Here is a 20,480-nt window from a genome sequence, read left to right as displayed (position 1 = left end):
CCGGCATCGTGCCTGCGGCGCCGGCCGCGTCGGAGTCCTCGGGGGTGAATGGAACCCCAGGACGACAGAGGAGACCGGATGACGTGTGACGAGAGGAACCCCATGCGCGTGCTCGAACTGAGCGCACCCGAGACGCTCACCCTGACCCAGCGTGACGTGCCGACGCCCGGCCCCGGGCAGGTGCTCGTGCGCATGACGTGCGTCGGCGTGTGCGGCAGTGACACGCACTACCTCACGCATGGGCGCATCGGCAGCTACGCCGTCGACTACCCGATGGTGCTCGGGCATGAGGGTGCCGGTGTCGTCGAAGCGGTCGGTGAGGGCGTCGACGCCTCGCGCATCGGCGAGCGCGTCAGCATCGAACCGGGCGTGCCGTGCCGCACGTGTGCGCAGTGCCTCGCCGGCGCCTACAACCTGTGCCCTGACATGGTGTTCCACGCGACGCCGCCGTACGACGGCTCGCTCGCCGAATGCATCGTCCACGACGCCGCCTTCGCGCATCCGGTGCCCGACGGCGTGAGCGACGAGGCTGCTGCGATGGTCGAACCGCTGTCGGTCGGATTGTGGGCCTGCCGCAAGGCCGATGTGACGCTCGGAGATCGCGTCCTCATCACCGGCTGCGGCCCCATCGGGCTCATGTGCCTGCTGGCCGCCCGGGCGCGCGGCGCGCGTGACATCACCGTCGTCGACCTCAACCCCGAACGCCTCGAGCGTGCCCGGGCGCTCGGTGCGCGGGTCGTCGACTCACGTCACGAGAGGTTCGACGAGCGCGAGTACGACGTTCTGCTCGAGTGCTCCGGGGTCGCCTCAGTCACGCTCGCCGGGATGCGGGCCCTGGCGCGAGGCGCTCGCGCCGTGCTCGTCGGGATGGGCGGCGACACCGTCGAACTGCCCCTGTCTGCGCTGCAGGAGCGTGAGGTCAGCGCCACCGGGGTGTTCCGCTACGCGAACACATGGCCGCAGGCGCTCGCGATGCTCGCGGGCGGCGTCGTCGAGGTCGACGATCTCGTGACGGGGCGTTTCGACCTCGCCGACGGCGAGCAGGCCCTGCGCGCGGGCCTCGACGACCCGGCATCCGTCAAGGCCATGATCTATCCGAACGGACTGCCGACGGTCTGATCTCACCTTACGGTTACCGCCGTCCGAACCGCGCGTCGCCCCCGGCGACGCCTGAGAAGGGAAACCATGTCACCTCGACTCGTCGCCGGAGTGGATTCGTCCACGCAATCGACCAAGATCGTCGTCTGTGATGCCGAGACGGGCGCCGTGGTGCGCACCTCGCGCGCGCCTCACCCCGACGGCACGAGCGTCGACCCCGAGGTGTGGTGGCGCGCTTATGAGGACGCGACGGCGGACGGGATGCTCGACGACGTCGAGGCGATCGCCGTCGGCGGTCAGCAGCACGGCATGGTCGCCCTCGATTCGGACGGCGCCGTCATCCGAGAGGCGTTGCTGTGGAACGACGTTCGCTCGGCGGGCGCGGCGCGTGACCTCGTCGACGAACTCGGGGGAGCGGGCGCCTGGGTGGATCGGCTCGACGTCGTGCCCGTCGCGGCGTTCACCGTCGCGAAGGTGCGGTGGCTGCGTGATTCCGAACCGGACAACGCCGCCCGCCTCGACACCGTCGTCCTGCCCCACGACTGGCTGACGGGGCGCATCCTGCAGGCCGGCGGCGGCTTACGAGGATGGACGACCGACCGCGGCGACGCGAGCGGCACCGGGTACTGGTCACCCGTCACCGGCGAGTACGACGCCGACATCCAACGTCTCGCCCTGGGCCGTGAGTTCGGCGTCCCGCGCGTCCTCGGCCCCGCCGAGCCCGCCGGCGTCACCGACGCGGGCCTCGTCGTCGGGGCGGGCACGGGCGACAACATGGGCGCGGCGCTCGGTCTTGGCCTGCAGCCCGGCGACGTCGTCGTCAGCCTCGGCACGTCGGGCACCGTCTTCGCCGTCCAGGACACGCCGACGCGGGACGCGAGCGGGCAGACCGCCGGATTCGCCTCGGCCGACGGGCGGCACCTGCCGCTCATGTGCACCCTCAACGCAGCCCGCGTGCTGACGACAGGTGCCCAGCTGCTCGGCGTCGACCTCGACGAGTTCTCCCGCCTCGCGCTCGCGGCACCCATCGGCGCGCAGGGCCTGACGTTGCTGCCCTACCTCGACGGTGAGCGCACGCCCGACCTGCCCGACGCCACGGGCACGCTCGGCGGCCTCACCCGAGCGAACGCGACGCCGGAGAACCTTGCGCGCGCCTGCGTCGAGGGGATGCTCGCGAACCTCGTCGCGGGCGTCGAGGGGCTGAAGCAGCACGGCCTGAGCGCGCGACGCATCGTCCTCATCGGGGGCGCTGCGGCTTCGGCGGCGGTGCGCGAGATCGCACCGATCCTGTTCGGGTTGCCGGTGCACATCCCGGCGCCGGGGGAGTACGTCGGTATCGGCGCGGCGCGCCAGGCGGCGTGGGCGCTGGCCGGAGGTGACGAGCCTCCGGCCTGGCAGGTCGCCTATGACCACGAACTCGAGGCCACGGACGACGACGTCACCGCCGGACGCGCGGTCTACGAGCGCTACCTACGTCTGCAGCGGCAACTGCACGGCTGAACGGGCAACCTCGAGGCGGTGGACGAAAGGGGTTCGCCCACCACCGCACGCCCGTGACACCATGACGCCACCATGCCCGCCACCCGTTACCGCCGCGTTCTTGCCAACCGCCGCACCCGCCAGCTGCTGCTGCTCGGCTTCGCCATCCGCATCCCGACGTTCGGGGTGTCGGTGCTGCTCACGATCCACGTCGTCGAGACGCTGCACCGCACCTGGTCGCAGGCAGGTCTCGTCGCGGCGGCCTCGACCCTCGCCGTCGCGCTGTCGGGACCGTGGCGCGGGCGCCTGCTCGACACCCTCGGGCTGCGCCGGGTCGTCGCGCCGTCGATCCTGGTCACGGCCGGGTGCTGGGCCGTGGCGCCCTTCGTCGGCTATGTACCGCTGCTCCTGCTCGCGGCATTGGCCGGGCTGTTCGCCGTGCCGACGTTCACCGTCATCCGTCAGGGCATCATCGCCGCGACGAGCGACGAGGATCGCCGCACGGCGCTCGCGACCGACGGCATCATCGTCGAGCTGTCCTTCATGCTCGGGCCCGTCATCGCGATCGCTCTCGGCGGTCACTTCCCGACGTCGTGGGTGATCTTCTGCCTCGAGATGGCCTCCGCGGCGCTCGCGGCGCTGCTGTGGTGGATCGACCCGCCGATCCGGCAGGCGCTCGACGAAGAGGCTGCCGCGGACGTCGACCTGCCACGCGAACGCTGGGTGACGCCGCGTTTCCTGGCGGTGTGCCTCGTCGGGTTCGCGGCCGTCGTCGTCCTCAGCGGCAGTGACGTCTCGTTCGTCGCCGCAGCCCGTCACTTCGACGCCTCCGCCCAGCTCGGCCTCGTGCTGGCCGTGTGGGGGCTGGGCTCCGTCCTCGGTGGGCTCGTCTACGGCGCGATGACGTCGCCGCCGCCCATGTTCGCGCTGCTCGTCCTGCTCGCCCTGACGACGGCGCCGATCGGCTTCGCCCACGGCGTGCTCGGGCTGTGCGTGTGGGGTTTCGTCGCAGGCCTGTTCTGCGCGCCGACGATGACTGCGTCCGTCGATGCACTCACGCGCGTCGTACCCGAACGGGTGCGCGGCGAGGCGATGGGGTGGCACGGTTCGTTCCTCACCCTCGGCGGTGCGCTCGGTGGGCCGCTCGCAGGCGTGTTCATCGACCGTCACGGCTTCGCGGGCGGTTTCGCGTCCGTCGGGCTGACGGGGGCGGCCATCGCCGGCCTCGGCGCCGTCATGGTCGGGGCGCGACGGGGGCTGCGGTCACGACGGGCCGGTCTGCCGGCGTCTTCACAGGCGCAGGGCACCGACGTCGAACCCACCCGCCGCGCCGATTAGGGCTGAGTCACACCGGCTGCTATCGTGGTGGGCACCAGCCGGACGTTCGCATGGCCTCATCGAGGCAGTGAAAGCGCTCGGTGCGCAAGAGGGGCTTCGGTCTCCACCCTCGGTCTCCTTCGGGAGGCAGGGTCTTGGTCACGATGCACGACGAGGCACCCGCCTCGATCGCGACGGAACAATCATCGCGTCGTGCGTGTTGAACGAAGACTTCTTGCGCTCGCAAGAAGTCTTTTTTGTTGCCCGAACACCGTCGGTGGCCGGGCACACCGCAACAACTCGTGAACATCACACTCGTGAAGGAGCAGGCCATCAGCGCTGAGCCACGCATCAACGACCGAATCCGAGTCCCGGAAGTTCGGTTGGTGGGCCCCAATGGTGAGCAGGTGGGCATCGTCCGAGTCGAGGACGCGCTGCGCCTCGCCGCCGAGGCCGACCTCGACCTCGTCGAGGTGGCCCCCCAGGCCAAGCCGCCCGTCGCCAAGCTCATGGACTTCGGCAAGTTCAAGTACGAAGCGGCCATGAAGGCGCGCGAGTCGCGCAAGAACCAGGTCAACACGGTCATCAAGGAGATCAAGCTCCGACCGAAGATCGACCAGCACGACTACGACACCAAGAAGGGTCACGTCGTCCGGTTCCTTTCGGCCGGTGACAAGGTCAAGGTCACCATCATGTTCCGCGGCCGTGAGCAGTCGCGCCCCGAGCTCGGCTTCCGCCTCCTGCAGAAGCTCGCTGAGGACGTGCAGGAGCTCGCGTTCATCGAGAGCGCGCCGAAGCAGGACGGACGCAACATGGTGATGGTGCTCGGCCCGACGAAGAAGAAGGCCGAGGCGCGCGCCGAGGACCGTCGTCGTCGTGAGGCCGAGAAGGCAGCCAAGGCCGCCCCGGAGCCGCAGGCCGAGACGCCTGTCTCGAGCGAGGCCCCCGAGGCCGAGCAGGTCGCGGTCGAAGAGGCTGCGAAGTAACACCCCCTTCACCCTCGGGTGGAGAACCCTCGTCCCGGGTGATCGGGCGAGGCAGTCAGACAGCCGACGCGCACACGAGCGCGTCGAGGTAGCGAAGGAGTCGGCCATGCCGAAGATGAAGACGCACTCCGGTGCGAAGAAGCGTTTCCGCGTCACCGGTAAGGGCAAGATCATGCGTCAGCGCGCCCGCCACGTGCACAAGTTCGAAGAGCGCGCCAAGCGTCAGTCGCGTCGTCTCGTCAACGACGTCGTTCTCGCGCCGGCCGACGAGAAGAAGATCAAGCGCCTTCTCGGCCTCTGAGCCGTCCACACCCCCAACTAACTTCGCGGCAGGCGCCAGGCGCCGCCGCCCCACTCAAGGAGTGATCACGTGGCACGCGTGAAGCGGGCAGTCAACGCCCAGAAGAAGCGTCGTACCGTTCTCGAGCAGGCCAGCGGCTACCGCGGCCAGCGCTCGCGCCTTTACCGCAAGGCCAAGGAGCAGGTGACGCACAGCCTCGGTTACGCCTACCGTGACCGACGCGCCAAGAAGGGCGACTTCCGTCGCCTCTGGATCCAGCGCATCAACGCTGCGGCTCGCCTCAACGGCATGACGTACAACCGCTTCATCCAGGGCCTGAAGGTCGCCGGCATCGAGGTCGACCGTCGCATGCTGGCCGAGCTGGCCGTCAACGACGCCCCGGCCTTCGCCAAGCTCGTCGAGATCGCCAAGGCGAACGTCCCGGCCCAGACGCCGGCTGCCTGATCCAGGCACCTCTTTCGCACCGAACGCCGCTCCACGCCGAAGGGCTCGCTCGACCATGATCACGAACGTCCGTTCCGATCGGGTCAAGCAGGTCAAGGCGCTGGGGCGGCGTTCTGCACGTGACAAGGCCGGGCTGTTCCTCGTCGAGGGGCGCCAGGCCGTGCGCGAGCTCATCCGGTTCGCGCCGATGTCGATCCGCGACGTCTATCTCGACGCGGACGCCGCCGAGCGTCACCCCGACCTGCGCGAACTCGCCGGGGAATGGGCTGACGGCGCCCCAGCAGGCGAGAGGCGCTTCGTCCACGACTGCTCGCCGCAGGTGCTCGCCGCGATGTGCGACACCGAACAGCCGCAGGGCATCATCGCCGTCGCCAGGCCGATCGATCGGCCGCTGGCCGACGTGCTCGCGGGCTCGCCGAAGTTCGTCGTCATCTGCACGAACGTGCGCGACCCCGGAAACGCGGGCACCGTCATCCGAGGTGCCGACGCGACGGGGGCGGACGCCGTGATCCTCAGCGACGCGAGCGTCGACCTCTACAACCCGAAGCTCGTGCGTTCGAGCGTCGGCTCGCTGTGGCACCTGCCGATCTCGCGCGGGTCGTCGATCGAGGAGATCTTCGCCGCTTGTCGCGCCGCAGGGCTGACACTGCACGCCGCCGACGGCGTCGGCGAGACATTTCTGCCCGACGTCGACCTCGCCACCCCGCACGCGTGGGTCATGGGCAACGAGGCATGGGGCCTCGAGCCCGAGGTGCGCGAGCAGTGCGACGACGTCGTCCGCGTGCCGATCTACGGCCACGCCGAGTCGCTCAACCTCGCGATGGCCGCCACCGTCTGCCTCTACGCCTCGGCTGCCGCCCAGAACTGAGCACCCCTCGCCCGCGCGGACGCGTGGGAATCGGTTTGCGCGCACTCGATAGACTCGGGCGCATGTCTGGCCCCAACACGAACTACGACCCCGTCGAGGTCGCTGCCCTCGACCCCGAGGTGGTCGAGTCCAACGTCACCGCCGCTCTCGCGGCCATCGCCGCCGCGTCCTCGCTCGAGGAGCTCAAGGTGGTGCGCACGGCGCACGCGGGTGACAAGTCCCCGTTGGCGCTGGCCAACCGCGAGATCGGCGCGTTGCCGCCGTCGGCGAAGGCCGAGGCGGGCAAGCGCGTCGGCCAGGCACGTGGCCGTGTGGGCGCCGCGCTGAAGACCCGCCAGCGCGAGCTCGAGGCCGAGCGCGACGAGCGCATCCTCACCGAAGAGGCCGTCGACGTGACGACGGCGACCGCGCTGCGTCGCCCCGTCGGCGGGCGTCACCCCGTCGAACTCATGCAGCAGCTCATGGTCGACATCATGGTCGGCATGGGGTGGGAGGTCGCCGAAGGGCCAGAGGTCGAGGCCGAGTGGTTCGTGTTCGACGCCCTCAACTTCGACGAGGACCACCCCGCGCGCCAGATGCAGGACACGTTCTACCTCGACCCCGCCGACGGCGGCCTCGTCATGCGCACGCACACCTCGCCCGTGCAGGCACGCTCGATGCTCGATCGTGGGGTGCCGCTCTACATCGTCGCGCCCGGCAAGGCGTACCGCACCGACGAACTCGACGCGACGCACCTGCCCGTCTTCCACCAGATGGAGGGCCTGGCGGTCGACAAGGGCATCACGATGGCGCACCTCAAGGGCACGCTCGACCACCTCGCGACGCAGTTGTTCGGTGAGGGCATCACGACGCGCCTGCGCCCCAACTACTTCCCGTTCACCGAGCCGAGCGCCGAGATGGATCTGCGGTGCTTCGTCTGCCGTGGGGAGGACGCGGCCTGCCGCACCTGCGGCGGCACCGGCTGGATCGAGTGGGGCGGCTGCGGCATGGTCAACGAGAACGTGCTGCGCGCCTGCGGCGTCGACCCGGCCGAGTACAGCGGTTTCGCGTTCGGCATGGGCGTCGAACGCGCCCTGATGTTCCGCACGGGCGCATCCGACATGCGCGAGATGATCGAGGGCGACGTCCGCTTCGACGCCCAGTTCGGCTTGGAGGTCTGAGACAATGCGAGTTCCTATCGAATGGCTGCGCGAGTACGTCGACGTGCCCGAAGGGGCAACCGGCCTGCAGGTCGCCGCGGACCTCGTGCGCGTCGGACTCGAGGAGGAGGCCATCCACGGCGGCGGCGTTACCGGCCCCCTCGTCGTCGGCCGCGTGCTGACGAAGACGCCCGAGGAGCAGAAGAACGGCAAGGTCATCAACTGGTGCACCGTCGATGTCGGTGACGCGAACGGCACCGGTGAACCTCAGGGCATCGTGTGCGGCGCGCACAACTTCGAGGTCGGCGACACCGTCGTCGTCGCGCTGCCGGGTGCCGTGCTGCCGGGCGGCTTCACCATCAGCGCCCGCAAGACGTACGGTCACCTGTCGGCCGGGATGATCTGTGCCGCAGATGAACTGGGCCTGCCCGACGACGGCTCGGGCGGCATCATCCTGCTGCCGCAGCGCCTCGGTGTCGACGCCTCGTCGCTCACGCCGGGCCAGGACGCACTGCCGCTGCTCGGGCTCGACCGCGAGACCGTCGAGGTCAACGTCACCCCCGATCGCGGTTATTGCTTCTCGATGCGCGGCATCGCGCGCGAGTACGGCCACGCCACCGGCGCGAGCTTCACCGACCCGGTCGATGCGCTGACGACGAGGGCGCCGGCAGCGAACGACTTGGGTTACCCGGTGCGCGTCGACGACCCCCAGGGGCTGCGTGGCGCGGTCGGCTGCGACCGGTACGTCGCACGCGTCGTGCGCGGCATCGACCCGAACGCTCCGGTGCCCGCGTGGCTTGCGACGGCCGTCACCGAGGTGGGCATGCGCTCGATCTCGCTGCCGGTCGACGTCACCAACTACGTCATGATGGCGCTCGGCCAGCCCCTGCACGCGTTCGATCTCGGGGCGCTGGGCGAGGAGATCGTCGTGCGACGCGCCCGCGCGGGGGAGAAGCTGACGACGCTCGACGGCGTCGAGCGCACCCTGTTCGCCGAGGATCTGCTCATCACCGACGGCGGTGCACGCCCGCTGGCGCTGGCCGGCGTCATGGGCGGTTCCGACAGCGAGGTGAGCGACTCGACGACCGACGTCCTCATCGAGGCCGCCCACTTCGACCCGGTCTCCGTCGCCCGCACCGCGCGCCGCCACAAGCTCGGCAGCGAGGCGTCCAAGCGCTACGAGCGTGGCGTCGACCCGCAGATCGCGGCAGCCGCGGCGCAGCTCGCCGTCGAACTGCTCGTGCAGTACGGCGGCGGCGTCGTCGACGACGGCGTCACCGACCTCGACACGACGCGCGCGCCGCAGCCGATCGACTTCGACCCGCAGCAGCCGACGCGGCTCGTCGGTGTCGCGTACTCCGACGACGAGGTCGCCGAGAGCCTTGACGCCGTCGGGTGCCGGGTCGAGCGCAACGAACCGTTGTGGAGCGTCACACCGCCCACGTGGCGCCCCGACCTGACGAGCGGGCCCGACCTCGTCGAGGAAGTGGCGCGTCTGCGCGGGTATGACGCCATCCCGTCCGTCCTGCCGCGACCCCTCGCCGGGCGTGGGCTGACGGCGTCGCAGCGCCACCGCCGCAACGTGGCGAATGCGCTCGCGATGGCCGGCCTGACGGAGATCATCTCGCTGCCGTTCGTCAGTGATGACGTACACGACAAGCTCGGCTTCGCAGCCGACGACGCGCGGCGCACGAGCGTGCGCCTGACCAACCCGCTGTCGGACGAGCTGCCGCTCATCCGCACGAGTGTTCTCGCCACGATGATGGATTCGCTCAAGCGCAACGTCGCGCGCGGGTTCAAGGACGTGGCGCTTTTCGAGATCGGTCTCGTCGTCGCCGGTGAGGCGGGCCACGCGCCGACGTCACCGGTCGGCGTGCACCCGGCGCCTGAGGTGCTCGACGCGATCCGCTCGGCCGTGCCGGCGCAGCCGCGCCACGTCGCCTGGGTCGCGGCCGGTGACAGCGAGCGCAAGGGCTGGTGGGGTGCCGGGCGCGGCGCGGACTGGAGCGACGCGATCGCCGTGGCGCTGCAGATCGGGCGCGTGCTCGGCGTCGACCTGACGATCGAGCAGGCGCAGGTGGCGCCGTTCCACCCGGGACGCTGCGCGAGCATCGCGCTGCCGGACGGCACCGTCATCGGCGCGGCGGGCGAGCTGCACCCCAAGGTCGTCGCGGCGTTCTCGCTGCCGGCCCGCACGGTCGGGGGCGAACTCGACCTCGACGCGCTGTCGGCGTACGCCGAGCGCCCCGGTGTCGCTTCGAGCATCGCGACGTTCCCGCAGGCGCATTCCGACGTCGCGCTCGTCGTCGACGCGTCCGTCCCTGCGGCTCGCGTCGAGACGGCGTTGCGCTCGGGGGCCGGTGAACACCTCGAGTCGGTCGCGCTGTTCGACATCTACACGGGCGATCAGGTCGGTGAGGGCAAGAAGTCCCTCGCGTACCGCCTGTTCTTCCGTTCGCCCGAGCGGACGCTGACGACCGACGAGGTGAACGCGGCACGCGACGCGGCGGTGCGCGCCGTCGACGAGAGTGTCGGAGCGAGCCTGCGCGGCGCCTGATTTCGGCATGATCGACAGGGTGGGGGCGGTGTGACGCCGTCTCCACCCTGTGTGCATGAGTATGACCTAAAAGTGCATGGGTATGCGATCTGCGCTAGGCTGGGGGCATGGTCACAGCAGCTGTCGCCGGGGCGAGTGGATATGCGGGCGGGGAGATCCTGCGCCTCTTGCTCGCCCATCCCGACGTCGAGATCGGCGCACTGACGGCGGGTTCCTCCGCCGGTTCGCGCCTCGGCGATCATCACCCGTCGTTGTTCTCCCTCGCCGAGCGACCCGTGCGTGCCACGAACGCTGACGCCCTCGCCGGCCACGACGTCGTCTTCCTCGCACTGCCGCACGGGCAGAGCGCTGCGCTCGCCGCGCAGCTCGACGCAGACGTCGTCGTCATCGACTGTGGCGCGGATTTTCGGCTCGAGCGCGAGAGCGACTGGCGACGTTTTTACGACACGCCCTACGCTGGGTCCTGGGCCTACGGGATGCCCGAACTCGTCTCGAAGGGCGTCAAGCGGCGCGAGCAGTTGCGCGGCGCGCGCCGCGTCGCCGTCCCCGGGTGCTATCCGACGGCCGTCTCGCTCGCTCTCGCGCCGCTCGCGGCGGCGTCCCTCATCGCGCTCGACGACGTGGTCGTCGTCGCGTCCTCGGGTGTCTCGGGGGCCGGCAAGGGCCTCAAGCCACACCTGCTCGGCGCCGAGGTCATGGGGTCGATGAGCCCGTACGGCGTCGGCGGCGGGCACCGTCACACGCCCGAGATCGCGCAGAACCTGCGTCTCGCCGCCGGCGGTGAGCGCGAGGTTACGCTGTCGTTCACGCCGACGCTCGCCCCCATGCCGCGCGGCATCCTCGCGACGTCGACGGCTCGGCTGGCGCCCGGCACGACGGCTGATGACGTCGCGCGCGCCCTCGCCGAGGCCTATGCCGACGAACCCTTCGTCGAGCTCCTGGCTGCCGGGTCGTGGCCCGCGACCGGTTCGGTGCTCGGGTCGAACGTCGTCACCCTGCAGTTCGCGCTCGACGAGGTGGCGGGGCGCGTCGTCGTCACCTCCGCCGTCGACAACCTGACGAAGGGGACGGCCGGTGCAGCCGTGCAGTCGATGAACCTGTCGCTCGGCCTGGGCGAGACCACGGGCCTGCCGCTCGCGGGGGTGAGCCCCTGATGGTCGCGTTCGGAGCTCGGTTCACCCTGATCGCCCACCCCGAGGAGCTGTCGTACGTGCGCCTCGGCGCGCAGGAGGTCGTGCCCGAATGGGCGCTCACGGACGCGCCGCTCGTCTCCGTCAGTGCGACGGCGTCGGAGACGTCGGTGCTGTGCCTCACCTCAGCGATCCCGCGGGACGCGGTCGTGCGTCAGCAGGGCCCGTTCCACGTGTTCGAGGTCGAGGGTCCGCTCGACTTCGCGCTGACGGGTCTGCTCTCGGCCATCGTCGCGCCGCTCGGCGAGGCCGACGTCACCGTCTTCACCGTCTCGACGTTCGACACCGACTGGATCATGGTGCCGACGTACGAATCCGCGCGCGCTCGTGAGCTGTGGGCTCGTGGCGGGCACATCATCAAGGAGAAACCATGAGTGTCACCGCTGCCGCAGGCTTCCGCGCGGCGGGCGTGACGGCGGGGCTGAAGCCCAGCGGGCGCCCCGACGTCGCCCTCGTCGTCAACGACGGGCCCGAGCACGTCGTCGCCGCCGTGTTCACCTCGAACCGCGTCGAGGCGGCGCCGGTGACCTGGTCGCGCCAGGTGGTGACGGACGGGCGCGCCGACGTCGTTCTGCTCAACTCCGGTGGCGCCAACGCCTGCACCGGGGCGCAGGGTTTCCTCGACACGCACCGCAGTGCCGAACTCGCCGCCGAGGCCGTCGGTGTGAGCGCCGGTGACGTCGTCGTCTGCTCGACGGGCCTCATCGGTGAGTTGCTGCCGATGGACAAGATCGAATCCGGTATCACCGCGGCGGCCGGTTCGTTGAGCGCTGACGGCGGGGAGGACGCCGCGACCGCCATCATGACGACGGACACGGTCGCGAAGGAGTGCACCGGGTTCGGTTCCGGCTACACGATCGGCGGCATGGCGAAGGGCGCCGGCATGCTCGCGCCGTCCCTCGCGACGATGCTCGTCGTCATCACGACCGACGCGGTCCTCACCGCCGAGCAGGCCGGCGAGGCGTTGCGCGCGGCGACGGCGATGTCGTTCGATCGCATCGACTCGGACGGTTGCCAGTCGACGAACGACACCGTCGTGCTCATGGCCTCGGGAGCGAGCGGGGTGAGCCCGCAGATGGGGGAGTTCACGGCCATCCTCACGCAAGTCTGCGTCGACCTGGCCGAACAGCTCATCGCCGACGCGGAGGGCGCCGCGCACGACATCACGATCGACGTCCAGGGCGCCGCCAACGTTGACGATGCACTTGAGGTTGCACGTTCGATAGCCCGCAACAACCTCTTCAAGTGCGCCGTGTTCGGCAACGATCCCAACTGGGGGCGGGTTCTCGCGGCCGTCGGGACGACCTCGGCCGCGTTCGAGCCGACGCAGCTCGACGTCGCGATCAACGGCGTCATGGTGTGCCGCAGCGGCGGGGTCGGTGACGACCGCGCTGGCGTCGACATGTCTCAGCGTGAAGTGAAGGTCGAGGTGTTTCTCCACGCCGGTGACGCCGACGCCACCGTCCTGACGAACGACCTCACGCACGACTACGTCCACGAGAACTCGGCGTACAGCACATGAGCGGGACGGAGAACGTGACGACCCAGCCTCGCGACCTCTCGTCGCTCGCCTCGGCGGGTCTCAAGGCGGGCACCCTCGTCGAGGCGCTGCCGTGGCTGCAGAAGTATCAGGACGCGCTCGTTGTCGTGAAGTACGGCGGCAACGCCATGAGGGACGACGCCCTCAAGCGCGCCTTCGCCGAAGACATCGCCTTCCTGCGTTACGCCGGGCTACGCCCCGTCGTCGTCCACGGCGGCGGCCCGCAGATCGCCGCGATGCTCAACCGGCTCGGGATGAAGAGCGAGTTCCGCGGCGGCCTGCGCGTCACGACGCCCGAGACGATGGAAGTCGTGCGCATGGTGCTGACGGGCCAGGTCTCGCGCGAACTCGTCGGCCTCATCAACAATCACGGCCCGATGGCGTTCGGCCTCTCCGGCGAGGATGCAGGCCTGTTCGGCGCCCGCCGCCGCCCCGCCATCGTCGACGGTGAGGCCGTCGACGTCGGCCTCGTCGGTGACGTCGAGATGGTCGACCCGCAGATCGTGCGTGACCTCGCGCACTCGGGGCGCATCCCCGTCATCTCGTCCGTGGCGCCCGACCTCGAGCGCGAGGGGCAGGTGCTCAACGTCAACGCCGACACCGCCGCGAGTGCTCTCGCCGTCGCGCTCGGCGCGCACAAGCTCGTCGTGCTCACGGACGTCGAGGGGGTCTACGCGAACTGGCCGGACGAGTCGTCGCTGCTGTCGAAGCTGCCCGTCGACGAGGCCGAACGCATGCTCGCGACGGTCGACTCGGGCATGGTTCCCAAGCTCGAGGCCTGCATCCGCGCCGTGCGCGGGGGCGTGCCGCACACCCACGTCGTCAACGGGCGACGCCCGCACTCCATCCTGCTCGAGATCTTCACGGACGAAGGGATCGGCACGATGATCACCTCAGGAGGACGCCGATGAACCCGGCCGACCATGACGCCCCGGCGTCCACGATGCCGACGCACGGGGATCTGACGCAGCGCTACGGCGCCTCCCTCATGGGGGTCTTCGGGGCGCCCGGGCTCGTCCTCGAGCGCGGCGAGGGCGCCGTTGTTCGCGACGTCGAGGGCCGCGAGTACCTCGATCTGCTCGCCGGTATCGCGGTCAACGTTCTCGGCCATGCCCACCCCGCGCTCGTCGCCGCGGTGAGCGAGCAGGCGGCGAAGCTCATCCACGTGTCCAACTTCTTCACGACGCGCCCGCAGATCGAGCTCGCCGAACGCTTGGTCGCCGCGTCGGGTGGCGACGGCGACACTCGCGTCTTCTTCTGCAACTCCGGCGCCGAGGCCAACGAGGCGGCGTTCAAGCTGGCGCGCCGTACCGCTCGCCCCGGTGTCGTCGTCGCGGACGGCGGCTTCCATGGCCGCACGCTGGGCGCGCTGTCGCTCACCTCCAAGCAGGCCTACCGCGAGCCGTTCGAACCGCTGGTCCCGGGCGTCACGCGCGTGCCCTACCACGACGTCGAGGCGCTACGGGCAGCCGTCGACGACACGGTGGGCGCGGTGATCCTCGAACCCATCCAGGGTGAGGCGGGCGTCATCGAGGCCTCGCCCGAATACCTGCGCGCGGCCCGCGAGGTGACGCGCGAACGCGGGGCGTTGCTCATCATCGACGAAGTGCAGACGGGCGTTGCACGCACCGGCGAGTGGTTCGGCTTCCAGACGATCGCACCCGAGGTCATGCCGGACGCCATCACGCTCGCCAAGGGCCTCGGCGGCGGTGTGCCGATCGGTGCGCTCGTCACCTTCGGTGCCGCCTCGACGATGTTCGAGGCCGGCCAGCACGGTTCGACGTTCGGTGGCAACCCGCTGGCGTGCGCCGCGGGCGTCGCCGTCATGCGCACGATCGAGGACGAACGCCTGCGAGAGCAGGCGCGGCGGCTGGGGGAGCACCTCGTCGAGGCTGTCGAGAATCTCGGCGACGAACGCGTCGTTACCGTCCGCGGCCGCGGCCTGCTGCGCGGCATCGTGCTGCGCGACCCGCTCGCGCAGCGTGTCGTCGTCCGAGCCCGCGAGGCGGGTTTCATCATCAACGCGACGGGCCCGGACGTCATCCGCCTGGCCCCGCCACTCGTCATCACGGCCGAGCAGGTCGACACCTTCGTCGCCGCGCTGCCCGGCCTGCTCGATGCCGCCGAGACCGAGGAGAACGCCTCATGACCCGCCACTTCCTGCGTGACGACGACCTGAGCCCCGCCGAGCAGGCCGAGGTGCTCGCGCTCGCGGCGACGCTCAAACGAGACCGGCACGCCAAGCAGCCGTTCGCGGGTCCCCAGGGCGTCGCCATCATCTTCGACAAGCCGACGCTGCGCACTCAGCTCAGCTTCAGCGTGGGGGTCGCCGAGCTCGGCGGGCACCCGATGATCGTCGACGGCAAGCTCGCGCAGATCGGCACGCGTGAGTCGATCCACGACGTCGCGAAGGTGCTTGGGCGCCAGGTCAGCGCGATCGTGTGGCGCACCTACGGCCAGGACCGCCTCGAAGAGATGGCCGAGCACGCGGGCGTGCCCGTGGTCAACGCCCTGACGGACGCCTTCCACCCCTGCCAGATCCTCGCCGACCTGCTGACGGTCGCCGAACACAAGGGCAGCGCTGCCGGTCGCAAGGTCGCCTACGTCGGTGACGCTGCGAACAACATGGCCCACAGCTACCTGCTCGGTTTCGCGACGGCCGGCGCCGACATCACCGTCGCCGGCCCGCACGGGTACGGCCCGGATCCGGCGATCCTCGAGCGCGCCAAGGAGATCGCCGCGACGACCTGCGGCGGCGCGCATGCGAGCGAGGACGCCATCGAAGCCGTGACGGGCGCGGACGTCGTCATCACCGACACGTGGGTGTCGATGGGCATGGAGGACGAGGCGAGCACGCGCAAGGGCGAGAGCAATCCGTTCAGCGCCTTCAGCGTGACGAGCGAGCTGATGGCGCACGCGGCGCCTGACGCGATCGTCATGCACTGCCTGCCGGCATACCGTGGTTTCGAGATCGCCGCGGACGTCATCGACGGCCCCGCCTCGGTCGTGTGGGACGAGGCGGAGAACCGGCTGCATGCGCAGAAGGCGCTGCTGACGTTCCTCGCGGAGCACGCATGATGGCGCAGACGAAGGGTGCGCGCCATCAGCGCATCCGCGAGATCCTCGGGCGCGAGTCCATCCGGTCGCAGACGGATCTCGCCGAGCGGCTGCTCGCTGACGGCGTCGACGTCACGCAGGCGACGCTGTCACGTGATCTCGTCGAGCTCGGCGCGGTCAAGGTGCGTCAGGGCCGCACGCTCGTCTACGCCGTGCCCGGCGAGGGCGGTGACCGCACGCCTCGGGCGGGCGCCGCGCGCACCGAGGCGGTCCAACGATTGCGCCGGCTGTCGGGCGAGTTGCTCGTGACAGCGGAGTCGTCGGCGAACCTCGTCATCCTGCGCACCCCGCCGGGCGCGGCGAACTTTCTCGCCTCGGCGATCGACCACGCGGAGTTCACCGACGTCCTCGGCACGATCGCCGGCGACGACACGATCATGGTGATCTGCCGCGACCCGCAGGGGGCGGCGCCCGTCGCCAAGCGCTTCCTGGAACTCGCCGGCCGTACGGACGATCTCGCCTCCACCGACCACGATGACGACGCCCAGGAAAGCGGCGATCCCGACGCCGGTTCACGCGGCGACATTCGCGGCGTCTGAGCCCTCGAGCCCTGCTCCAACCGTTCCAATCTCCCCGGCGCCCCGCGCCCGATCCATCCGATGAAGGAGAGGTTCACCCCATGACCCAGCCCGACGCCCGCCTCAGCCTCTGGGGAGGTCGCTTCGCCGGTGGCCCGGCGGATGCGCTCGCCGCGCTGAGCAAGTCGACGCACTTCGACTGGCGCCTCGCGCCCTATGACATCGCCGGTTCGCGGGCGCACGCGCGCGTGCTGCATCGCGCCGGTCTGCTCGACGACGAAGCGCTCGCGGCCATGCTCGCGGCGCTGCAGCAGTTGCTCGACGACGTCGAGTCGGGCGCGTTCACGCCGGCGCAGGAGGACGAGGACGTCCACACGGCCCTCGAGCGCGGCCTCATCGAGCGCGCCGGCGCCGACGTCGGCGGTCGCCTGCGGGCCGGACGTTCGCGCAACGACCAGGTCGCGACGCTGTTCCGCATGTACCTGCGTGATCACGCGCGCTCGGTCGCCGCGCTGCTGCTCGACGTCGTCGACGCGCTCGTCTCGCAGGCGCAGACGCATCTCGGTGTCGCGATGCCGGGGCGTACGCACCTGCAGCACGCACAGCCCGTGCTGCTGAGCCACCACCTGCTCGCGCACGCGTGGGCGTTGCTGCGCGACGTCGAGCGCTTCGGCGACTGGGATCGACGCACCGACGCCTCGCCGTATGGCTCGGGCGCGCTCGCGGGGTCGTCGCTGGGTCTCGACCCGGCCTCGGTGGCCGACGATCTGGGCTTCTCGCGCCCCGTCGAGAACAGCATCGACGGCACCGCGTCGCGTGACTTCGTCGCCGAGTTCGCGTTCGTCGCCGCAATGTCGGCGGTCGACATCAGCCGCATCGCGGAGGAGGTGGTGCTGTGGGCGACGAAGGAGTTCAGCTTCGTCACCCTCGACGACGCGTTCTCGACCGGCTCGAGCATCATGCCGCAGAAGAAGAACCCCGACGTCGCCGAGCTGGCGCGCGGCAAGGCGGGCCGTCTCGTCGGGGATCTCGCAGGCCTGATGACGACGCTCAAGGCGCTCCCGCTCGCCTACAACCGAGATCTGCAGGAGGACAAAGAGCCGGTCTTCGACGCCGTCGACACCCTCGAGCTGCTGCTGCCGGCCTTCGCGGGCATGACGGCGACGCTCACCTTCCACCCGGAGCGTCTCGAATCCCTCGCGCCGCAGGGCTTCTCGCTCGCCACCGACATCGCCGAGTGGCTCGTGCGTGAGGGCGTGCCGTTCCGTATCGCGCACGAGGTCGCAGGGGAGTGCGTCCAGGCGTGCGAGCAGCGCGGAATCGAGCTGTGGGATCTGAGCGACGATGACCTCGCCGCCATCAGCGAGCACCTGACGCCGGGTGTGCGCGAGGTGCTGAGCGTGCCCGGTTCACTCGCCTCCCGCAACGCGACGGGCGGGACGGCTCCCGACCGCGTCGCCGAACAGCTCGAGGCCGCGCACGCGAAGTCGAGCGAACTGCGTACCTGGGCGAGCCGACCCATCGACATCCGCTGACGCTCGACGTCCGCTCACGCTGACGCTCGATGTTGCCCGGGTTTCGGGGGCCGACGCCCCCGAAACCTGGGCAACATCGCGTGCGGGGCCTCACGCCGAGGGAGGTGGCCCGAATCGGGCGTGGGCGGCACAATGTCGGCGTGCCGGATCTCGACTCATCGTTCTTCGCCCATCCGCCCGTCGACGTCGCGCCGAAGCTCTTGGGCCTCACCGTCTCGCACGCGGGGGTGACGCTGCGTATCACCGAGGTGGAGGCCTACCATGGCGCCGTCGACCCGGGTTCGCACGGCTTCAAGCGCCGCACCGACCGCAACTCCGCGCTGTTCGGCCCGCCCGGCACCTGCTACGTCTACATCAACTACGGCATCCACCGGGCCCTGAACCTCGTCTGCGGGGCTGACGGAGAGTCGGCCGGTTGCCTCGTCCGTTCTGGCGAGATCATCGACGGCCTCGACCTCGCGCGGGAGCGGCGCATGGCGAGTGCACGCGAGGGCGCGCCGCTTCCCAAGGACGCCCATCTCGCTCGTGGCCCGGGCAACCTCGCGAAGGCGCTCGCGATCGAGCCGATCCTCGGCGGCACTCCCGTCGTCGGGCCGGATGCCCAGGTCGTCGTCCGTCGACCGGACGGCCACGTCGCGCCCGAGTACCTCACCGGCCCGCGTGTCGGCGTGAGCGGGCCGGGCGGTGAGGGCGAGAGCTTCCCCTGGCGCTTCTGGATCCCGGGCGAGCCGAGCGTATCCGCCTACCGCGCCGCGGTGACGCGGGTGCGCAAGCGCTGACGCAGCCCGTTGCAGCGGCGCCCTCCACGCAGCAGGCGCGCCGGATCGGGCGGTCGTGGGAGACTCTGGGGTGGGTGCGTGATCCGCGCAACCGAATCATCTGACGAAAGGGACGACGTGAGCAACATCCTCGACGAGCTGCAGTGGCGCGGAGCGGTGGCGCAGACCACCGACGAGACGCAGCTGCGTGACGCGCTCGCGAACGGACCGCTCACGGTGTATTGCGGCTTCGACCCGACGGCGCCGTCCCTGCACTTCGGCAACCTGGTCCAGCTGATCCAGCTGCGACGGCTCCAGCGCGCCGGGCATCGCGTCATCGTCCTCGTCGGAGGTTCGACGGGTCTCATCGGTGATCCGCGCCCTAGCGCGGAGCGCGTGCTCAAGACGAAGGACCAGACGGCGCAATGGGTCGCGCGCATCCGTGAGCAGGTGCAGCCGTTCCTCGACTTCGACGGCGACAACCCCGCCATCGCGGTCAACAACCTCGACTGGACTCAGGGCATCTCGGCCCTCGACTTCCTGCGTGACTACGGCAAGCACTTCCGCGTCAACGGGATGATCAAGAAGGACGCCGTCGCGGCGCGCCTCAATTCCGAGCAGGGCATCAGCTACACGGAGTTCAGCTACCAGATCCTGCAGGCCCTCGACTACCTGCACCTGTTCCGCGAGTACGGCTGCACCTTGCAGCTCGGCGGCTCCGATCAGTGGGGCAACCTCATCGCCGGCTCTGATCTCATCCGTTCGGTGGAGGGCAAGAGTGTGCACGTGCTCACCTCGCCGCTGCTCACGGACGCGTCCGGGCAGAAGTACGGCAAGTCGGAGGGCAATGCCATCTGGCTCGACGCGCAGATGACGAGCCCGTACGTCTTCTACCAGTACTTCCTCAACGTCGAGGATTCCGAGGTCATCAAGCTCATCAAGTTCATGACCGATCGGACGAAGGACGAGGTCGCGGAGCTCGAACGCGCCGTGGCCGAGGAACCCTTCAAGCGAGTGGCGCAGAAGACGCTGGCGGCCGACGTCACGACGCTCGTGCACGGTGAGGCGGCGACGGCCGGCGCCATCGCGGCGAGTGAGGCGATGTTCGGCAAGGGTGACGTGACGGCCCTCGACGCGGGGACGCTGCGTGACGCCGTCGCGGAGTTGCCTGGGGGAGAGGTTTCGCCGGGTACCACCCTGACGGACGCGCTCATCGCGGTGGGCATCGCGGAGTCTCGCAATGCGGCCCGACGTCTCATCGGGGACGGCGCCATCTCCGTGAACAACGCGAAGTTCGACGACCCGGAGCACGAACTGAGCGCTGACGACTTCCTCCACGGCGTGGCCGCGATCATCAAGCGTGGGCGCAAGCACCAGGCAGCCGCGCGGCTCGCGCACTGACCGAGACGACAGCGGGGGCTCACCATGACGGTGGGTCCCCGTTGCGCATCCCGGGGTGGTGGCCGCACCCGGGCTGTCGATTTGGCAGCACCCGCCGCGCTGTGTAATGTTCTCTGAGTCGCCGCGAGCGAGGAGCTGGAAACAGCCACTCACTCGGACGGCTCTTGGTCACCAATTCGACTGGGACGCAACGAATTACAGCGATGTGGTTCCAAGCGCCGAGTTGAAGTCG

Annotated in this window: 19 protein-coding genes; all 19 read left to right on the top strand. The window is 70.1% G+C overall.

Going from position 1 to position 20,480, the window contains the following annotated elements; translation table 11 throughout:
• The first annotated feature begins 78 nt into the window (after nucleotides 1-78).
• Nucleotides 79-1,119 (top strand): NAD(P)-dependent alcohol dehydrogenase, encoded by a 1,041-nt coding sequence (locus tag B2284_RS07415; RefSeq protein ID WP_006944326.1) that lies wholly within the window; start codon nucleotides 79-81, stop codon nucleotides 1,117-1,119.
• A gap of 66 nt (nucleotides 1,120-1,185) precedes the next feature.
• Complete coding sequence (locus tag B2284_RS07410) at nucleotides 1,186-2,598, top strand: xylulokinase (RefSeq protein WP_006944277.1); 1,413 nt, start codon at nucleotides 1,186-1,188, stop codon at nucleotides 2,596-2,598.
• 72 nt (nucleotides 2,599-2,670) lie between these two features.
• Nucleotides 2,671-3,915: an MFS transporter gene (locus B2284_RS07405; protein ID WP_006944290.1), complete on the top strand. Its 1,245-nt coding sequence runs from the start codon at nucleotides 2,671-2,673 to the stop codon at nucleotides 3,913-3,915.
• A 281-nt stretch (nucleotides 3,916-4,196) separates the two neighbouring features.
• Nucleotides 4,197-4,880, top strand: a complete 684-nt coding sequence (infC, locus tag B2284_RS07400) for a translation initiation factor IF-3 (RefSeq protein WP_338032950.1) — start codon at nucleotides 4,197-4,199, stop codon at nucleotides 4,878-4,880.
• 106 nt (nucleotides 4,881-4,986) lie between these two features.
• Complete coding sequence (gene rpmI, locus B2284_RS07395; protein WP_006944255.1) at nucleotides 4,987-5,181, top strand: 50S ribosomal protein L35; 195 nt, start codon at nucleotides 4,987-4,989, stop codon at nucleotides 5,179-5,181.
• A 69-nt stretch (nucleotides 5,182-5,250) separates the two neighbouring features.
• On the top strand, nucleotides 5,251-5,625 hold the full coding sequence (gene rplT, locus B2284_RS07390; protein WP_038568564.1) for a 50S ribosomal protein L20: 375 nt from the start codon (nucleotides 5,251-5,253) through the stop codon (nucleotides 5,623-5,625).
• A 55-nt stretch (nucleotides 5,626-5,680) separates the two neighbouring features.
• A complete protein-coding gene (locus B2284_RS07385; RefSeq protein ID WP_074040705.1) occupies nucleotides 5,681-6,493 on the top strand; it encodes a TrmH family RNA methyltransferase in 813 nt (270 codons plus the stop codon).
• A gap of 62 nt (nucleotides 6,494-6,555) precedes the next feature.
• A complete protein-coding gene (pheS, locus tag B2284_RS07380) occupies nucleotides 6,556-7,653 on the top strand; it encodes a phenylalanine--tRNA ligase subunit alpha (protein WP_006944209.1) in 1,098 nt (365 codons plus the stop codon).
• A 4-nt stretch (nucleotides 7,654-7,657) separates the two neighbouring features.
• A complete protein-coding gene (gene pheT, locus B2284_RS07375; RefSeq protein ID WP_136788023.1) occupies nucleotides 7,658-10,189 on the top strand; it encodes a phenylalanine--tRNA ligase subunit beta in 2,532 nt (843 codons plus the stop codon).
• A 107-nt stretch (nucleotides 10,190-10,296) separates the two neighbouring features.
• The gene (argC, locus tag B2284_RS07370) at nucleotides 10,297-11,343 is read left to right on the top strand and encodes an N-acetyl-gamma-glutamyl-phosphate reductase (RefSeq protein WP_136788021.1); all 1,047 of its coding nucleotides are present in this window, start codon (nucleotides 10,297-10,299) and stop codon (nucleotides 11,341-11,343) included.
• Nucleotides 11,343-11,753 carry an ACT domain-containing protein gene (locus tag B2284_RS07365; RefSeq protein WP_006944305.1) on the top strand — a complete coding sequence of 137 codons (411 nt, stop codon included), beginning with the start codon at nucleotides 11,343-11,345 and terminating at the stop codon, nucleotides 11,751-11,753. Before argC ends, B2284_RS07365 begins: the two co-directional genes overlap by 1 nt.
• Nucleotides 11,750-12,901 carry a bifunctional glutamate N-acetyltransferase/amino-acid acetyltransferase ArgJ gene (argJ, locus tag B2284_RS07360; protein WP_115296130.1) on the top strand — a complete coding sequence of 384 codons (1,152 nt, stop codon included), beginning with the start codon at nucleotides 11,750-11,752 and terminating at the stop codon, nucleotides 12,899-12,901. Before B2284_RS07365 ends, argJ begins: the two co-directional genes overlap by 4 nt.
• The gene (gene argB / locus B2284_RS07355; protein ID WP_074040701.1) at nucleotides 12,898-13,830 is read left to right on the top strand and encodes an acetylglutamate kinase; all 933 of its coding nucleotides are present in this window, start codon (nucleotides 12,898-12,900) and stop codon (nucleotides 13,828-13,830) included. The genes argJ and argB overlap by 4 nt, the downstream gene beginning before the upstream one ends.
• Entirely contained in the window at nucleotides 13,827-15,068 is a 1,242-nt protein-coding gene (locus B2284_RS07350) for an acetylornithine transaminase (protein WP_006944301.1), read from the top strand. Before argB ends, B2284_RS07350 begins: the two co-directional genes overlap by 4 nt.
• Nucleotides 15,065-15,997, top strand: a complete 933-nt coding sequence (gene argF, locus B2284_RS07345; RefSeq protein ID WP_006944188.1) for an ornithine carbamoyltransferase — start codon at nucleotides 15,065-15,067, stop codon at nucleotides 15,995-15,997. The genes B2284_RS07350 and argF overlap by 4 nt, the downstream gene beginning before the upstream one ends.
• Complete coding sequence (locus B2284_RS07340) at nucleotides 15,994-16,575, top strand: arginine repressor (RefSeq protein WP_006944242.1); 582 nt, start codon at nucleotides 15,994-15,996, stop codon at nucleotides 16,573-16,575. Before argF ends, B2284_RS07340 begins: the two co-directional genes overlap by 4 nt.
• Nucleotides 16,576-16,655: 80 nt before the next feature.
• Nucleotides 16,656-18,089 (top strand): argininosuccinate lyase, encoded by a 1,434-nt coding sequence (argH, locus tag B2284_RS07335; RefSeq protein ID WP_115296132.1) that lies wholly within the window; start codon nucleotides 16,656-16,658, stop codon nucleotides 18,087-18,089.
• 140 nt (nucleotides 18,090-18,229) lie between these two features.
• Entirely contained in the window at nucleotides 18,230-18,868 is a 639-nt protein-coding gene (locus B2284_RS07330; protein ID WP_062256457.1) for a DNA-3-methyladenine glycosylase, read from the top strand.
• 117 nt (nucleotides 18,869-18,985) lie between these two features.
• Nucleotides 18,986-20,248 (top strand): tyrosine--tRNA ligase, encoded by a 1,263-nt coding sequence (gene tyrS / locus B2284_RS07325; protein WP_074045616.1) that lies wholly within the window; start codon nucleotides 18,986-18,988, stop codon nucleotides 20,246-20,248.
• Nucleotides 20,249-20,480: the final 232 nt, after the last annotated feature.

The sequence above is a fragment of the Dermacoccus sp. UBA1591 genome, assembly GCF_002322065.1.
GTDB classification, from domain to species: Bacteria; Actinomycetota; Actinomycetes; order Actinomycetales; family Dermatophilaceae; genus Dermacoccus; species Dermacoccus nishinomiyaensis.
The sequence above is the reverse complement of the archived record's forward strand: the minus strand, read 5'-3'. Positions and strand labels throughout refer to the sequence as shown.

Coding starts and splice junctions, on each gene's coding strand:
- B2284_RS07415 (WP_006944326.1), top strand. CDS start 79: ATGACGTGTGACGAGAGGAACCCCATGCGCGTGCTCGAACTGAGCGCA.
- B2284_RS07410 (WP_006944277.1), top strand. CDS start 1,186: ATGTCACCTCGACTCGTCGCCGGAGTGGATTCGTCCACGCAATCGACC.
- B2284_RS07405 (WP_006944290.1), top strand. CDS start 2,671: ATGCCCGCCACCCGTTACCGCCGCGTTCTTGCCAACCGCCGCACCCGC.
- rpmI (WP_006944255.1), top strand. CDS start 4,987: ATGCCGAAGATGAAGACGCACTCCGGTGCGAAGAAGCGTTTCCGCGTC.
- B2284_RS07385 (WP_074040705.1), top strand. CDS start 5,681: ATGATCACGAACGTCCGTTCCGATCGGGTCAAGCAGGTCAAGGCGCTG.
- pheS (WP_006944209.1), top strand. CDS start 6,556: ATGTCTGGCCCCAACACGAACTACGACCCCGTCGAGGTCGCTGCCCTC.
- pheT (WP_136788023.1), top strand. CDS start 7,658: ATGCGAGTTCCTATCGAATGGCTGCGCGAGTACGTCGACGTGCCCGAA.
- argC (WP_136788021.1), top strand. CDS start 10,297: ATGGTCACAGCAGCTGTCGCCGGGGCGAGTGGATATGCGGGCGGGGAG.
- B2284_RS07365 (WP_006944305.1), top strand. CDS start 11,343: ATGGTCGCGTTCGGAGCTCGGTTCACCCTGATCGCCCACCCCGAGGAG.
- argJ (WP_115296130.1), top strand. CDS start 11,750: ATGAGTGTCACCGCTGCCGCAGGCTTCCGCGCGGCGGGCGTGACGGCG.
- argB (WP_074040701.1), top strand. CDS start 12,898: ATGAGCGGGACGGAGAACGTGACGACCCAGCCTCGCGACCTCTCGTCG.
- B2284_RS07350 (WP_006944301.1), top strand. CDS start 13,827: ATGAACCCGGCCGACCATGACGCCCCGGCGTCCACGATGCCGACGCAC.
- argF (WP_006944188.1), top strand. CDS start 15,065: ATGACCCGCCACTTCCTGCGTGACGACGACCTGAGCCCCGCCGAGCAG.
- B2284_RS07340 (WP_006944242.1), top strand. CDS start 15,994: ATGATGGCGCAGACGAAGGGTGCGCGCCATCAGCGCATCCGCGAGATC.
- argH (WP_115296132.1), top strand. CDS start 16,656: ATGACCCAGCCCGACGCCCGCCTCAGCCTCTGGGGAGGTCGCTTCGCC.